The sequence below is a fragment of the Saccharothrix sabaoui genome, assembly GCF_051756985.1.
Lineage (GTDB): Bacteria > Actinomycetota > Actinomycetes > Mycobacteriales > Pseudonocardiaceae > Actinosynnema.
Genome location: NZ_JBPKJK010000204.1, coordinates 1 through 14,114, shown reverse-complemented (window position 1 = coordinate 14,114; position 14,114 = coordinate 1). Strand labels below are relative to the sequence as shown.

The following is a 14,114-nucleotide window of genomic DNA, read 5'->3' as shown; positions in this document are numbered from 1 at the left end:
CGTGCGCAGCGCCGGGCGGCCGTCCACCTCGCTGTCCGGGTTCGGCGCGACGCCGCCGGCCGCGACGCGGTCCAGGGTGGCCAGGCCCGCCTCGGTGACCCGGCCGAAGACGGTGTAGTTCGGCCGCAGCACCGAGTCGGCGGTGACCAGGAAGAACTGGCTGCCGTTGGTGTCCGGGCCCGCGTTGGCCATCGCGAGCACGCCGCGCGGGTAGGTGCGGCGCTCACCGGTCGGGTCGTTCGGCGCGGGCGGCAGCGTGGTGGGCAGCTCGTCCTCGTAGCGGTAGCCCGGGCCGCCCTCGCCGGTACCGGACGGGTCGCCGCACTGGAGCACCTTCAGCGTCGGGTAGGCGGTCAGCCGGTGGCACGTCGTGCGGTCGTAGAAGTCGTGCCGCACCAGGTGCAGGAAGCTCTGCACGGTGCACGGGGCCTGCGCCGGGTCGAGCACCAGCGGCACCGGGCCCTGGTTCGTCGCGAGCAGCACGACGGGCCGGCCGCGGTCGGGGGTGCGGCGCGGGTCCGGCGGCAGGGGCACCGGGCGCGCGGCCGGCTCGTCCGGGGTCGCCGTGTAGCCGCACGGGCCGGGCGTGGTGCCGGGCGCCGTGCCCGGCGGCGAGGCCGCGGCCGTGCCGCCGGTGAGGAGGGTGCCGAGCAGGAGCGCTGCCGCCAGGGGAGTCTTCACGGGACCCAGGTCTAGCGCAGCGGGCGGGCGGCTACCAGGGCCGGTCGGCGGGTCCCAGGGACGCCGCGAAGGAGCTGAGCGACTCGCGGTCCGGCTGGGCGGTCTTCGTGATCAGGCTCGCCACGTGCTTCTCCACCGTGCGCGGCGAGATGTGCAGCCTGGTCGCGATGGCCTTGTTGCCCAGCCGGCCCGCCAGCAGTTCGAGCACCTCGAACTCGCGCACCGTCACGCCCACCGCGCGCAGCACCGGCGGCACCCGGTCGGTGCCGGTGCGGCGCTGCGGCACCGAGGCGCCCACCTGCCGCAGCAGCCCCCGGCAGGCGCTGGCCACCGCCGCCTGACCCGCCTGGTGGAAGTACTCCTCGGCCGTCCGCAGCCACGACACCGGCTCGCCCCAGCCGTCGGCCACCGCGCCCTCGGCGACCAGGCGCAGGCCCAGGTGCCGGGCCAGCGGGAACACCGACGACGCCTCCCGGGCCGCGCGCACCGCCTGCGCCGCCTCCGCCTCGCGCCCCGCCCGGCCCAGCAGCACGGCCAGCGCGAACTGCGCGAACACCCGGTTCCACCGCATCGAGGCCGCGGCCGACCGGGTCACCGCGCGGTACCCGTCCAGGTCCAGCTCACCGGACAGCGCGTCCAGCAGCAGCCGCACGCCGTGCCGGCCCGACAGGTGGTACACGGTCGGCGTCTCCGCCTCGTGCGCGATCGCCCGCGCCAGGTCCTGCCCGGCCGTCGCGCGGTCCTCCTCCAGCAGCGCGCACAGCGCCCGCGCCAGCCCGAAGCACAGCGGGCGCTCCTGCGAGCCGATCCCGCCCAGCCGGTCGAACGCCTCGATCGCGGCGTCCATCTCGGCCCGCCTGCCCCGGTGCGCCGCCGCGGTCGCCTGCGCCATCAGCACGTACAGCGTCAGGTGGTCGAGCCGGAGCCGCCGGGTGTCCGCGGCGGTCCTCCCCAGCCGGTCGGACGCCTCCTCGTACCGCCCGCGCAGCACGGTGTCCAGCCCGAGGATCGCGTCCACGTTGTACGCCGCGCTGATCGCGCCGACCCGCAGCGACTCCTCGCGCGCCCCGACCAGCCCGGCCGACGACCCGTCCGCCAGCCACTCCAGCCCGGCCTGCCGGATCAGCGCGTGCACCCGCTGGATGGTCAGCCCGTGCTCCTCGGCCAGCTGTTGCGCGCGGCGGAAGCACTCGGCGGCCTCGCCCAGGTCCCGCTCCCGCGCCAGCACGCCCAGCAGCTGCCACGTCTCGCAGCCCACCGCGGGCAGCGGCACGCGCTTGGCCGCGTCGGCGGCGCGGCGGGCCAGGAACTCGGCCGACGCCATCCGGTCCGGCACGTCCAGGTACAGCACCAGGAGGGCCTCCACGGCGTCGAGCAGCGCGGTGTGCTCGTCGTCGGCGTCCGACCCCAGCAGCGCCCGCGCGGCGGCCACGTGCGTGCTGCTGTCGGTCCACCGGCCCGCGGTGTTGGCGACCTGCGCGAGCTTGGTGTGCAGCTCGGCCCGCCGCACCCGGCCCAGCCCGGCGGCGCTCAGCTCGTTCAGGGCGTCCACCAGCGCGAACGCCCGCTCGAACTGGCCCGCCTCGCCGAGCGCGGGCAGCAGCGAGTCGAGCACGTCGGCGCGGATCTCCACGTCCACCTGGCTGGCGAGCAGCCGGTGCGCGTGGTCCAGCAGTCGCACCGCCGACCCGGCCGCCCCGTCGGCCAGCGCCCGCCGGCCCGCCTCGGCCAGCAGCACGCCCGCCTCCGCCGTCTGCCCCGCGTCCAGGCGCAGCGACGCCACGAGCGGGCACCACTCGCCGGGCAGGCCCGGGTGCAGCTCCTCGACGGCGTCCGCGGTGCGGCGGCACAGCTCGGCCCGCTGCGGCGGCGGCAGCTGCGCGAGCAGCGCCTCGGCGGTCAGCGGGTGCCGGAACGCGTACCAGTCGGGCACCGGCTCGTCCGGCGTCACGAGCTGCGCGGCCACGCCCGCGTGCAGGTGGGGCAGCAGCTGCCGGTCGTCCAGCCCGGTCACCCGCCGCAGCACCGGCAGCGGGAAGCGGTGCCCCAGCACGGCGGCGGCGGACAGCAGCTCGCGGCCCTGCGGCCCCAGCCGGTCGGTGCGGTGCGCGATCGAGCGGACCAGCGCGGACGGCACGCCGATGCGCAGCTCGCCCAGCACCTGCCAGCCGGCCGGGCCGCGCACCAGCAGCCCGCCGCCGACCAGGCCGTGCAGCATCTCCTCGACCACGAACGGGTTCCCCGCGCTGTCCGCCCACAGCCGTTCGACGACCTCGGCGGGCACCTCGTGGTCCTCGGCCTCCAGGCACAGCGCCGCCACCCGGCGCACCTGCGGTTCGGTCAACCGGCGCAGCTCCAGCAGCACGCCGGCCTCCCGCTGCGCGGCCAGCCGGACCACGTCGAGCGTCGGTCCGGGGTCGGCGCGGGTGGTGACCACCAGCGCGGCGGGCACCTGGTCGAGGTTGTCCACCAGGTAGTCCACGACGGCCAGCGTCTCGGCGTCCGCGTCGTGCAGGTCCTCCAGCACCACCAGGCACGGCCGGGTCCGGCCGACCAGGGCCAGCAGCCGCAGCACGGCCTCGGCGAGCACCACCACGGAGTGCGCCGGCCGCTGCTCCTCCCCGCCCCACTCGGGCACCAGCCGGCCGAGCGCCGGCTGGTAGGGGCCGAGTTCGCGCAGGTCCGGGCCGTCGCCCGCGCGCAGCAGAGACATCAGCGCCTCGGCCAGCGGCCGGAACGGGACGATCGGCCCGATCGTGCTGCCGCGCCCGCGCAGCACCCGCATCCCGCGGTCGAACGCGGCACCGGCGGCGTAGCGCGCCAGCCGGGTCTTGCCGATGCCCGGCTCCCCGACGAGGAACACGGCGTGGCCGCGGTGGGCGCCGGCGTCGGCCAGCACCCGTTCGAGCAGGCGGAGTTCTTCGTCGCGGCCGACGACGACCGGCGCGCGGGTGTGCATGTCCCGACCTTAGTCAAGCCGAACGACCGCACGCCAAACTGCCCGCACCCCCAGTGTGGGCGGGCAGTCCGGCGTGCCGGCGCGGCCTAGCCGGTCAGCAGGGCATCCCGGGCGCGCTCACGGTGAACGAGCCCGAGGTCACGGCGATCGCCGAGCAGGCGCCCACGGCCAGCGTCAGGCCGGCCAGGGCGCGGGCGCGCCCACCCGCCCTGGTCCGGCGGGACAGCGCCATCTCGCCGGCGGGGTGCTCGTCGCCCTGGTCCTCGTTCCAGGCCGTGCCCTCGGCGTGGTCGGCGTTGCTCATGGGTGGTTCTCCTTGTGGGGATGGGTGTTCTGCGAGGGGGCGAGCAGGAGCACGGACGGCACCTGCTCGGGGAAACCGAGGCGGAGCAGGCCGTAGCCGATCCCGGACAAACCGGTGAGCAGCCCGGCCGACGGCACACCGCCCGGCGTCCCGCACCGCGGCCCATACTGCTCCAGGGCGCCGAGGACCAGACCGGCGCGTCGGGTCCGCATCGCCGCGGCCAGGTCGTGGCCCTGCTCGGCGAGCACCGTCAGCGACTCGATCACGCCCAGCTCGCCGTGGCACAGGCTCAGGTCGCGCAGGGGCTCGTGCACCGCCAGGGCGTTCAGGCAGCGGTCGAGGTGCAGGGTGTGCGTGTCGACGGGCTGGCCGGGGTGCGCGGCGTGCGCGAGCACCGCGCCGGACAGGCCCGAGCACCAGCTGTGGTCGGCCTCGGTCACGTCGAACAGCCGCTGGCGCAGCGCGTGGTCGGCGCGCAGGCTCGCCCGCCCGGCCACGCCGCAGCGCTGGTCGCCGGTGGCCCGCGCGTACCGCAGCAGCGCCCAGCCGACCCCGGCCCGGCCGCGGGCGAAGCCGTCGCCGCCGGGCGCCGCGGCGAGCAGCCGGTCGGCGTAGGCGCGGGCCAGCGGCACCGCCTCCGCGAGACCGCTCTCCGCCCGCACGGACAGCATCGCGGCCAACCCGCCCGCCCAGCCCTCGACCAGGTTCGCCGGGTCCTCGCCGATGCGCTCGGCGGTCGCCGCCGCGACCAGCGCGGTGCGCACCCAGTCGGTGATGGCCGGGTCGTCGAGGAGGTTCGCGAGCCGCGCCAGGGCGTAGCAGACGCCGCCCAGGCCGTGCATCCCGCCGCTGCCGACGGCGACGGCCAGCTCGGCGTCCTCGGCGAACGCGGACAGCAGCCCGGGGACCGGGACGAGCGCGTCGCGGGCGAACTCGGTGTAGCGCGACGCGCCGGTCAGCCGGCCCAGCTGGGCCAGGAACAGGGCGACGCCGGTGTAGCCGTTGGACAGTCCCGCGCCCATGGCGGACACCGCCCAGTGCCGGTCGTCCACCAGCTCCAGGCCCACCCAGTTGACCCGGCCCTCGGCGGCGGCGGCCTGCGCCAGCACCTGGTCGGCGATGCCGCACGCGGCCACCAGCAGCCGCTGCGGGTCGGGGACGCCCGGCTCGACCGGCGCGGGCAGGCCCGGCCCGGTGCGGTGCTCCACGGGCAGCGGCCGACTGGCCAGGGCGGCGCTGATCAGCCACTGCTGCTCGTGCCGGTCCACCTCGTCCAGCGCCGCGACCTTCGCCGCGGCGGCGTCCAGGGCGGACCCCGGCAGCAGGCCGGGCAGCCGCTGCCCGGTCGAGGTCCACACGTCGCGGCTGCCCGGCCGGGTCGTGAACAGCGGCACGTCGCCCGCCCACAGGTCCGACACCTCGTGCGGCACGAGGGCGCGCAGCACGCCCAGGTCGGCGGAGTCGTCCCACAGCAGGTCGAGCGCCTCGTCGCGGGCGTCGGCGCCGCGCAGCGCGTCGGGGTGGGTCGACTCGTCCAGCAGCGTCGCGTACAGCTGGGTCATCCGCGGCACGAACCGCACCGGCAGGTCGGCGAACCGGGCCAGCAGGCCCCCGTCGCCGAGCAGTTCCGCGCGGTGGTCGCCGAGCGCGTCGTAGCCGACCCGGAACCCGGCCAGCAGCGCGCCCCGGTAGTCGGCGGGCTCGGCGTCGGCGCCGTCCACCACGGGCCGGTTGTGCGCGGTCGGCGCGGCACCCGGCCTGCGGACCAGGCGCATCCGGTCGGTGCCCGGGTTCAGCCAGGCCACGCCGTCCGCCGCGTACCGCTCCCGGTCGCCGCCCGTGCCGCCGACGTCCAGCGCGCCGTGCTCGCCGAGCAGCACGCTGGGCAGCACGGCCGTGCGGTGCACCGAGCGGGTCAGCGCCCGCACCGCCGGGTCCGCGGACACGTCGGGGGTCGGGTGGAACAGCGTCTCGACGTCCACCAGCACCGGCTGGTCGCCCGCCGCGACCAGGTTCTCGTAGTGCATGTCGGTGCCGTCCACGGCGTACAGCAGGGCGATCAGCGCGCCCAGCCGGTGGTAGAACCGCCCGACCCCGGTCACGTCGGCGCACGGCCCGTGCTCGACGAACTTCAGCCAGCCGTGCGTGGGCCGGGGCAGCGCGCGGGGCAGCCGCAGCCCCAGGTCGGTGTGCCCGTCGAACCACGCGAGCAGGTCGCCGAACGCGACGTGCAGCGCGACCGGCCGCGGCTTGTAGACGACCCGGCGGCCGTCGGCGAACGTCAGCACGGCCACCGAGCGGCCCCGCGCGTGCAGGTCGCCCCGACCGGTGTCGACGTGCGCGACGGGGCCGGGGTCGCGGCCGTCGAGCAGGGTGCGGACGACGTCGCGGCGGTCCCGGGCGAACCGGTCGAGCAGCTCGACGTGCGCCTCCACCGCGTGCAGGCACGCCTGGCCGAGCAGCCGGGCCAGCACCGGGTACTTGGCGAACAGGGCGCGCAGGTCGACGTTGCGCACGAAGTCGGCGAACCGGGCCTGCGGGGTGTCGCCGGACAGCCGCCCGGCGAGCCGTTCGAGGTTCAGCTCCAGCACCAGCGCGCGGGCGGCGACCCGGGCGAGCCGCGCGCCCAGGTCGCGGGCGAAGGCGTCGTCGAGCCGCGGGTCGCGGCGGACCGCCTCGCGCACCAGCGGGCGCAGCGCGAACGCGAACGCCTCGTCCCAGCCGCCGCCGGGGAAGTCTGCACGGGCCGCGGTCGCGGTGGCGCGTTCCACGAACGCGGCCCATGAGGGCCGTCCACGGGGGACGACCAGTTCCTGGGTGCTCTCGCGGACGCCGCTGAGCCACCAGGCGGCGGGCCGGTCCACGGCGGAGGAGAACACGCGGACCAAGTTGTCATGCACGAAGCCATCGCACATGGGGGTGCCGCCCCCAGATTCACGGGGTCACCAGGGGGGCGGACCGCACCAATGCGGAAAGGCGTCGTCGCAGGTCACCCGTACCGGGGAGGGGCCCGCCGACCGGCGGGCACGGGGCGTGCCCGGTCCCGTGCGCTGCGCTACCGGGAGCAGTTCTCCGCCTGCTCGCCCGCGTCCACGAACTCGTCGGGCAGCGAGACGACGTCCAGCTTCTCCATGCCCTCGTTCATCACGGCCACCGCCTCCGTCAGGTCCTGCATGACGGAGGAGAACACGTCGGCGGTCAGTTCGGGCGCGCCGTCCACGGTCGACTTCGCGGACACGAACTTGTCCCGCGCCCGGCCCAGCGGCTCGCTGATGACCTCGACGGCGGTGTCGGCGGCGGGCTGCGGGGCGGGCGTCAGCTCGTCCAGGTCGTGCAGCGCGACCTCCAGCACGTCCACCACCCGGCCCAGGGAGTCGGCCAGGCCCTTCTTCAGCTGCGCCGGGTCGCCCTCCGGCTGCGGGAACTGCACGCCGCCCGAGGCGATCATGTAGTTCGCCACACCGCAGTAGTTGTTCATCCACCGGACCAGCTCGGGCCCGGGGGTCGGGGCGGTGGTCGAGGGCTCGGCCACCGGCACCGCCCTGCCCGCCACCGGGGAACCGCACCCGGTCAGACCGACACCCACCAGCGCCACCGCCACCACCCACCGCTTCACAGGGGATTTCTACCCCACGGATCACTCGATGGTGGGACGAAGCAGGACAACCGGTCGACGCCTCGGCACGATTGGCCACCGATGGGCGTCTCACTGGAGTTCTCCGACGGGATCGCGGTGGTCCGGTCGCGTGACCCGCTGGACACCGCGCTGCCCCACCTGCGCGCCCTGGTGCCCGCGGTCGTCACCGCGCGGGCGGTGGTGCTGTTCGTCGGGTGCCGGCTGCGCGCGCCCGACCTCCGGCGGCTCGTGCGCAGCTCGGCGGCGGAGCGCGAGGCGCTCTCCTCCTCCCTGCGCGCGCTGTGCGAGGCGGTCGCCCGGCTGCCCCCGCCGGTCGTGGCGGCCATCGACGGCAGCGCGCTCGGCGAGGCGGCCGACCTCGCGATGGCGTGCGACCACCGCGTGCTGGCCTCGGACGGCGGGTTCGGCCGGGTGAGCGGCTACTGGGCGAGCGGCGACCCGATGGGCGGCGCCCCGGCGGGCGGCGACCCGGCGGGCGGTGGCCCGATGGGCGGTGGCCCGGCGGGCGGCGACGGGGTGGGTGGCGATCTGGTGAGCGCCGGCCGGGTGGGCGCCGGCCGGGTGGGCGCCGGCCGGGTGCTGGTGGCGCGCCGGGTGACCGCCGCCGAGGCGTTGCGCACCGGCCTCGTGGACCGGGTCGTGCCCGCGGGCGCGGTGCTGGGGGCGGCCATCGAACTCGCAAACGAATGCAAACCAGCGCAAGTAAGGCGTAAATCCTGCCGTATAGTTGCTCCATGACGCAACGGCGGTTGGCCGAAGTGGCCGCGAAGGTCGGCGTGAGCGAGGCGACGGTCAGTCGCGTGCTCAACGGCAAGCCCGGCGTGTCCGACGCGACGCGGTCCGCGGTGCTGACCGCCCTTGACGTGCTCGGCTACGAACGACCCACCCAGCTCCGCGGCGAACGGGCCCGCCTGGTCGGCCTCGTGCTGCCGGAGCTCCAGAACCCGATCTTCCCCGCGTTCGCCGACGTGGTCGGCAACGCCCTGGCGCAGCGCGGCTTCACGCCGGTGCTGTGCACCCGCACCGCGGGCGGCGTGACCGAGGCGGACTACCTGGAGCTGCTGTTCGAGCAGCACGTCTCGGGCGTGGTGTTCGCGGGCGGCCAGTACGCGCAGGCCGACGCCTCGCACGAGCACTACCGCCAGATGACGCGGCGCAGGCTGCCCGCCGTGCTGGTCAACGCCGCCATAGAGGACCTGGGCTTCCCGCGCGTGTCGTGCGACGACGCGGTGGCCGTCGAGCAGGCGTTCGGGCACCTGGTCGCGCTCGGGCACACGCGGATCGGCGCGGTGCTCGGCCCGACCGACCACATGCCGTCGCGGCGCAAGCTCACCGCGCTCACCGGGTGCGCGAAGGCCGCGGGCGTGGAGCTGTTCGAGGAGCACGCGATGTTCTCCCTGGAGGGCGGGCAGGCCGCGGCGACCCGGCTGCTCCACCGCGGCGTCACGGCGGTCCTCTGCGCCTCCGACCCGCTGGCCCTGGGCGCGGTGCGCGCGGTGCGCCGCCAGGGGCTGAACGTGCCGCGCGACGTCTCCGTGGTCGGCTACGACGACTCACCGCTCATGACCTGCACCGAACCGCCGCTGACCACGGTCCGCCAGCCGATCGAGGCGATGGGCCGCGCGGCCGTCGAGCTGCTGGCCAACCAGATCGCGGGCACCCCCGGGCCGGACGAGGAGCTCCTCTTCGAGCCGGAGCTGGTGGTCCGCTCCTCCACCGCCCCCGCGCCCCGCTAGGAAAGCGCCCCGAACCCAGGGCCCGGCGAAAGCCGGGCCCTTTTCGTGCTGCGCTCAGGGGCGTAGCTTACGAGATGATGTCGTGACTTTGCGAAATTAAGTAGACATCTTGCGGAGACATGTTGGCCGGACCTACCGTGTGCGCCACACCACACCCGAGGGAGAGGGTCCGCCCCCATGAACTCATCCAGCCTTCGCAGAGCGGCGGGGCTGCTGCTCGCGGGCAGCCTGGGCCTGACCGCCGTCGCGTGCTCGTCGGGCGGCGGGGAGACCTCCGCCGGCGGCAAGGTCACGATCACGGTCAACGGCCAGCCGCCGCAGACGCAGGCGTTCGAACGCAAGATCTTCGACGAGGACGTGGCCGAGTTCGAGGCCGCCAACCCCGACATCGACATCGAGCCCCGCGAGGGGTTCATGGACCCCAAGACGTTCTCCGCGAAGCTCGCGGGCGGCCAGCTGGAGGACGTGTTCTACGCGTACTTCACCGACCCGGCGAACCTCATCGCCCGCCGCCAGGCCGCCGACATCACCGAGTACGTCAAGGACGTCCCGCACTACGACGCGATCCGCCCCGAGCTGCGCGAGGTGTTCGGCAAGGACGGCAAGGTCTACGGCGTCCCCACCGCGAACTACTCGATGGGCCTGCTCTACAACCGCGCCCTGTTCAGCCGGGCGGGCCTCGACCCCGACCGCCCGCCGACCACGTGGGACGAGGTCCGCGAGGCCGCCAGGAAGATCACCGCCCTCGGCGGCGACGAGGTCGGCTTCGCCGAGTACTCCAAGAACAACCAGGGCGGCTGGCACTTCACCGCCCGGATGTACTCGGTCGGCGGGCGGATCGCGAAGCAGGACGGCGACAAGTGGGTCGCCGACTTCAACGACGACAAGGGCAAGGCCGTCCTCCAGCACCTCAAGGACATGCGCTGGACCGACAACACCATGGGCGAGAAGCAGCTCCTGGTCATCGAGGACGTCCAGCAGATGATGGGCTCCGGCCGGCTCGGCATGTACCTGGCCGCGCCGGACAACGTGCCCACCCTGGTCAACCAGTTCAAGGGCGACTACGCGGACTACGGCCTGGCCGGCATCCCCGACGGCGAGGGCACGCTGATCGGCGGCGAGGGCTACATGGTCAACCCCGAGGCGTCGCCGGAGAAGATCAAGGCCGGCCTGAAGTGGGTCTCCTGGAAGTTCCTCAACCCGGACCGCTTCGAGAAGAACCTCCAGCGCTACAAGGACCAGGGCCAGCCCGTCGGCCTGCCCGTGCCGCCCGTGTCCGACGTCTGGACCGGTGACATCGCGGCCAAGCAGACCGAGCTGAAGGAGAAGCTGGCGACCGTGCCGGTGGCGAACTTCAAGTCCTACGTGGACGCCACGCCCGCCGGGCGGATCGAGCCGCCGAACGCCCAGCAGGTCTACGCGATCCTCGACAACGTCATGCAGGCCGTGCTCACCGACCGCGACGCCGACATCGCCCAGCTGCTGTCGGACGCGGAGGCCAAGGTGAACCCCGTCCTCGCGCAGGTCAAGTGATGCGCCGCCGCGTCGCGGAGAACCTGACCGCGTACGGGTTCCTGTCCGCCGCGCTGATCTGCTTCGCGGTGTTCTCCTGGTACCCGATCGCGCGCGGGGCCGTGCTGGGCTTCCAGCAGGTCGACTTCGTCACCGACCCCGTCTGGGTGGGCTGGGAGAACTTCGAACGACTCTTCGCCGACCCCCTGTTCGCCACGGCGTGGCGCAACACCCTGCTGTTCACCGCGCTCGCGCTGGTGTTCGGCTTCGCGGTGCCGTTCCTGCTCGCGGTCGTGCTCAACGAGCTGCGGCACTTCAAGGCGTACTTCCGCCTGGTCGTGTACCTGCCGGTGATGCTGCCGCCGGTCGTGGCGGCGCTGATCTGGAAGTGGATGTACGACCCCGGCCCGGGCCTGCTCAACACCGCGCTGCGCGGGCTCGGGCTGGAGGGCGCGGCGTGGCTGGACAGCGCCGACACGTCCATGGTGTCCCTGGTCCTCGTGTCCACCTGGGCGAACCTCGGCACCGCCACGCTGATCTACCTCGCCGCCCTCCAGGGCATCCCCGGCGACCTGTACGAGGCCGCCGAGCTGGACGGCGCGGGCGTGTGGCGCAGGCTGTGGCACGTCACCGTGCCGCAGACCCGGTTCGTGCTGCTGGTCCTGGTGCTGCTGCAGGTCGTGGCGACCATGCAGGTGTTCACCGAGCCGTACGTGATGACCGGCGGCGGACCGGAGGACTCCACGGTCACCGTGCTCCTGCTGCTGTACCGCTACGCCTTCTACTACAACGACTTCGGCACCGCGAGTGCCCTGAGCCTGTTGCTGCTGCTGGTGCTCGGCGCGTTCACCGCCCTGTACCTGCGCGTGACGCGGAAGGCGGACGCGTGAGGACGCTCATCGCGCCGGGGCGGTCGCGCGCCGGCTACACCGCTGCGCTCGTCGTCACCACCGTCGTGCTGACGGTCGTCTTCGTGGTGCCGCTGGTCTGGGTCGTGGTCTCGGCGATGAAGCCCGCCGTCGAGCTGGCCCGCGTGCCGCCGACGGTCCTGCCCGAGACGTGGGTGCCCGGCACGTACGCCGAGGCGTGGGGCCTGATGGACCTGGGCAAGTACTTCTGGAACACCATCGTCGTCGCGGTCGGCGTGTGGGCGGTGCAGCTGGCCGTGGACGTGCCCGCGGCCTACGCGCTGTCGCGGCTGCGGCCCGTGCTGGGCGGCGGCATCCTCGGCGCGATGCTGGTGACGCTCATGATGCCCGCGTCGGTGCTGCTGGTCCCGACCTACCTGACGATCGCCGACCTGGGCCTGCTCAACAACCCGCTGGCGCTGTGGTTGCTGGGCGCGGCCAACGCCTTCACCGTGTTCCTGCTCAAGCGGTTCTTCGACCAGCTCCCGGTGGAGGTGCTGGAGGCGGCGAGGATCGACGGCGCGGGGCAGCTGACCATGCTGTGGCGCATCGTGCTCCCGCTGTCCCGGCCCATCCTGGCGGTGGTGTCCATCTTCGCGGTCGTGGCCGCGTGGAAGGACTTCATCTGGCCGCTGCTGGTGTTCTCCGACCCCGCCCGGCAGACGCTCAGCGTCGCGCTGCAGCGCTTCGCCCCCGACACACCGGTCAACCTGCTGCTGGCGGGCCTCGTGCTCTCCAGCGTGCCGATGATCGGCCTGTTCCTGGTGTTCCAGCGCCACGTGCTCGCGGGTCTCACCGCGGGCAGCGTCAAGGGCTGAGCACATTCACCGAGGGAGGAAACCCACATGAACTGGTGGCGCGGTGCGGCCATCTACCAGGTGTACCCGCGCAGCTTCGCCGACGGCAACGGGGACGGGATCGGGGACCTCGCGGGTCTGCGCCAGAAGCTCCCCTACCTCGCCGAGCTGGGCGTGGACGCGATCTGGCTCAGCCCCTGGTACCCGTCGCCGCTGGCCGACGGCGGCTACGACGTCGCCGACTACCGCGACATCGAGCCGCAGTTCGGCACCCTCGTGGAGGCGGAGAAGCTGATCGGCGAGGCCCACGCGGTGGGCATCAGGATCATCATCGACATCGTCCCCAACCACTGCTCCGACCAGCACCCCTGGTTCCGGGAGGCGCTGGGGGGCACGGGCCGTGACCGGTTCTGGTTCCACGACGGCGACGAGCCGCCCAACGACTGGCAGTCCCGCTTCGGCGGTCCCGCGTGGAGCCGCACGCCGGACGGCGGGAGCTGGTACCTGCACCTCTACGCGGCCGAGCAGCCCGACCTGAACTGGACCAACCCGGAGGTGCGGGCCGAGTTCGAGTCGATCCTGCGGTTCTGGCTGGACCGGGGCGTCGACGGGTTCCGCATCGACGTCGCCGACGGCCTGGTCAAGGACTTCTCCCGGCCGAACGCCGAGACGCCGTACTCCGACCAGGACGGCGTGCACGAGATCTACCGCTCGTGGCGCCGGGTGCTCGACGAGTACCCCGACGAGCGGGTGTTCGTCGGCGAGATGTGGCTGCCCGACCCCGAGCGGTTCGCCCTCTACCTGCGGCCCGACGAGCTGCACTCGGCGTTCAACTTCGACTTCCTGTGCTGCCCGTGGGAGCCGGGGGAGCTGCGCCGGGTCATCGACGCCACGCTCGCCGCGCACGCCCCGGTCGGCGCGCCGCCCACCTGGGTGCTGTCCAACCACGACGTGACGCGGCACGTGTCGCGGATGGGCCGCGAGGACTCGTCGTTCGACTTCGGCCGCCGCCAGCACCTCACCCCGACGGACCTGGAGCTGGGCACGAGGCGGGCGCGGGCGGCGATCATGCTGACCACCTCGCTGCCCGGCTGCGTGTACGTCTACCAGGGCGAGGAGCTGGGGCTGGAGGAGGTCGACGACCTGCCCGACGAGCTGCGCGAGGACCCGGTGTGGGTGCGCTCCGGCCACACCGACCGGGGCCGCGACGGCTGCCGCGTGCCGATCCCGTGGGGCGACGGGGGCCCGTCGTGGCTGCCGAGGCCGGAGCGCTGGGGGTCGCTGTCGGTGGCCGCGCAGACCGGCGACCCCGGCTCGATGCTGGCGCACTACCGCGCGGTGCTGGGGCTGCGGCGCGAGCTGGACGCCCTGGGCGACGGCCCGATGGAGTGGCTGGACCTGGGGCCGGACGTGGTCGCGTTCCGCCGCGGCGACGACTTCGCGTGCGTGCTCAACCTGTCCGCCGGGCCGGTCGCACTGCCCGAGCACGACGGCGTGCTGCTCACCAGCGGTCCCCTGGCGGACGGGGGCCTGCTGCCCACCGACACCGCCGCCTGGCTGCGCCCGTCCCGCTAGCCCGT

General features: G+C 74.4%; 11 protein-coding genes. 6 read left to right on the top strand and 5 right to left on the bottom strand.

Going from position 1 to position 14,114, the window contains the following annotated elements:
* The 5 genes from ACR807_RS37360 to ACR807_RS37340 all read right to left on the bottom strand — a co-directional run.
* A partial coding sequence (locus tag ACR807_RS37360; RefSeq protein WP_438926237.1) for a peptidylprolyl isomerase occupies nt 1–681 on the bottom strand: 681 nt, incomplete at its 3' end.
* Between the two features lie 31 nt (nt 682–712).
* Nucleotides 713–3,640: an ATP-binding protein gene (locus ACR807_RS37355; protein WP_438926236.1), complete on the bottom strand. Its 2,928-nt coding sequence runs from the start codon at nt 3,638–3,640 to the stop codon at nt 713–715.
* Nucleotides 3,641–3,734: 94 nt separating this feature from the next.
* A complete protein-coding gene (locus ACR807_RS37350) occupies nt 3,735–3,944 on the bottom strand; it encodes a hypothetical protein (RefSeq protein WP_438926235.1) in 210 nt (69 codons plus the stop codon).
* Complete coding sequence (locus ACR807_RS37345) at nt 3,941–6,844, bottom strand: type 2 lanthipeptide synthetase LanM family protein (RefSeq protein ID WP_438926234.1); 2,904 nt, start codon at nt 6,842–6,844, stop codon at nt 3,941–3,943. Before ACR807_RS37345 ends, ACR807_RS37350 begins: the two co-directional genes overlap by 4 nt.
* A 155-nt stretch (nt 6,845–6,999) precedes the next feature.
* The gene (locus tag ACR807_RS37340) at nt 7,000–7,560 is read right to left on the bottom strand and encodes a hypothetical protein (protein WP_438926233.1); all 561 of its coding nucleotides are present in this window, start codon (nt 7,558–7,560) and stop codon (nt 7,000–7,002) included.
* A gap of 81 nt (nt 7,561–7,641) precedes the next feature.
* Between ACR807_RS37340 and ACR807_RS37335 the strand changes: the two genes are divergently transcribed.
* The 6 genes from ACR807_RS37335 to ACR807_RS37310 all read left to right on the top strand — a co-directional run bounded on the left by ACR807_RS37335 (nt 7,642) and on the right by ACR807_RS37310 (nt 14,109).
* On the top strand, nt 7,642–8,319 hold the full coding sequence (locus ACR807_RS37335; protein ID WP_438926232.1) for an enoyl-CoA hydratase-related protein: 678 nt from the start codon (nt 7,642–7,644) through the stop codon (nt 8,317–8,319).
* Nucleotides 8,316–9,317: a LacI family DNA-binding transcriptional regulator gene (locus ACR807_RS37330; protein ID WP_438926231.1), complete on the top strand. Its 1,002-nt coding sequence runs from the start codon at nt 8,316–8,318 to the stop codon at nt 9,315–9,317. The genes ACR807_RS37335 and ACR807_RS37330 overlap by 4 nt, the downstream gene beginning before the upstream one ends.
* Nucleotides 9,318–9,494: 177 nt before the next feature.
* The gene (locus ACR807_RS37325; RefSeq protein ID WP_438926230.1) at nt 9,495–10,850 is read left to right on the top strand and encodes an ABC transporter substrate-binding protein; all 1,356 of its coding nucleotides are present in this window, start codon (nt 9,495–9,497) and stop codon (nt 10,848–10,850) included.
* Nucleotides 10,850–11,719, top strand: a complete 870-nt coding sequence (locus ACR807_RS37320; RefSeq protein ID WP_438926229.1) for a carbohydrate ABC transporter permease — start codon at nt 10,850–10,852, stop codon at nt 11,717–11,719. The genes ACR807_RS37325 and ACR807_RS37320 overlap by 1 nt, the downstream gene beginning before the upstream one ends.
* Nucleotides 11,716–12,555 (top strand): carbohydrate ABC transporter permease, encoded by an 840-nt coding sequence (locus tag ACR807_RS37315; RefSeq protein WP_438926228.1) that lies wholly within the window; start codon nt 11,716–11,718, stop codon nt 12,553–12,555. Before ACR807_RS37320 ends, ACR807_RS37315 begins: the two co-directional genes overlap by 4 nt.
* 27 nt (nt 12,556–12,582) lie before the next feature.
* Nucleotides 12,583–14,109, top strand: a complete 1,527-nt coding sequence (locus ACR807_RS37310) for a glycoside hydrolase family 13 protein (RefSeq protein WP_438926227.1) — start codon at nt 12,583–12,585, stop codon at nt 14,107–14,109.
* Nucleotides 14,110–14,114 lie beyond the last annotated feature (5 nt).

What these genes read in the sequence shown, in the direction of transcription:
- ACR807_RS37355 (WP_438926236.1), bottom strand. Translation starts at nt 3,640, where the DNA reads ATGCACACCCGCGCGCCGGTCGTCGTCGGCCGCGACGAAGAACTCCGC.
- ACR807_RS37330 (WP_438926231.1), top strand. Translation starts at nt 8,316, where the DNA reads ATGACGCAACGGCGGTTGGCCGAAGTGGCCGCGAAGGTCGGCGTGAGC.
- ACR807_RS37320 (WP_438926229.1), top strand. Translation starts at nt 10,850, where the DNA reads ATGCGCCGCCGCGTCGCGGAGAACCTGACCGCGTACGGGTTCCTGTCC.
- ACR807_RS37350 (WP_438926235.1), bottom strand. Translation starts at nt 3,944, where the DNA reads ATGAGCAACGCCGACCACGCCGAGGGCACGGCCTGGAACGAGGACCAG.
- ACR807_RS37325 (WP_438926230.1), top strand. Translation starts at nt 9,495, where the DNA reads ATGAACTCATCCAGCCTTCGCAGAGCGGCGGGGCTGCTGCTCGCGGGC.
- ACR807_RS37310 (WP_438926227.1), top strand. Translation starts at nt 12,583, where the DNA reads ATGAACTGGTGGCGCGGTGCGGCCATCTACCAGGTGTACCCGCGCAGC.
- ACR807_RS37335 (WP_438926232.1), top strand. Translation starts at nt 7,642, where the DNA reads ATGGGCGTCTCACTGGAGTTCTCCGACGGGATCGCGGTGGTCCGGTCG.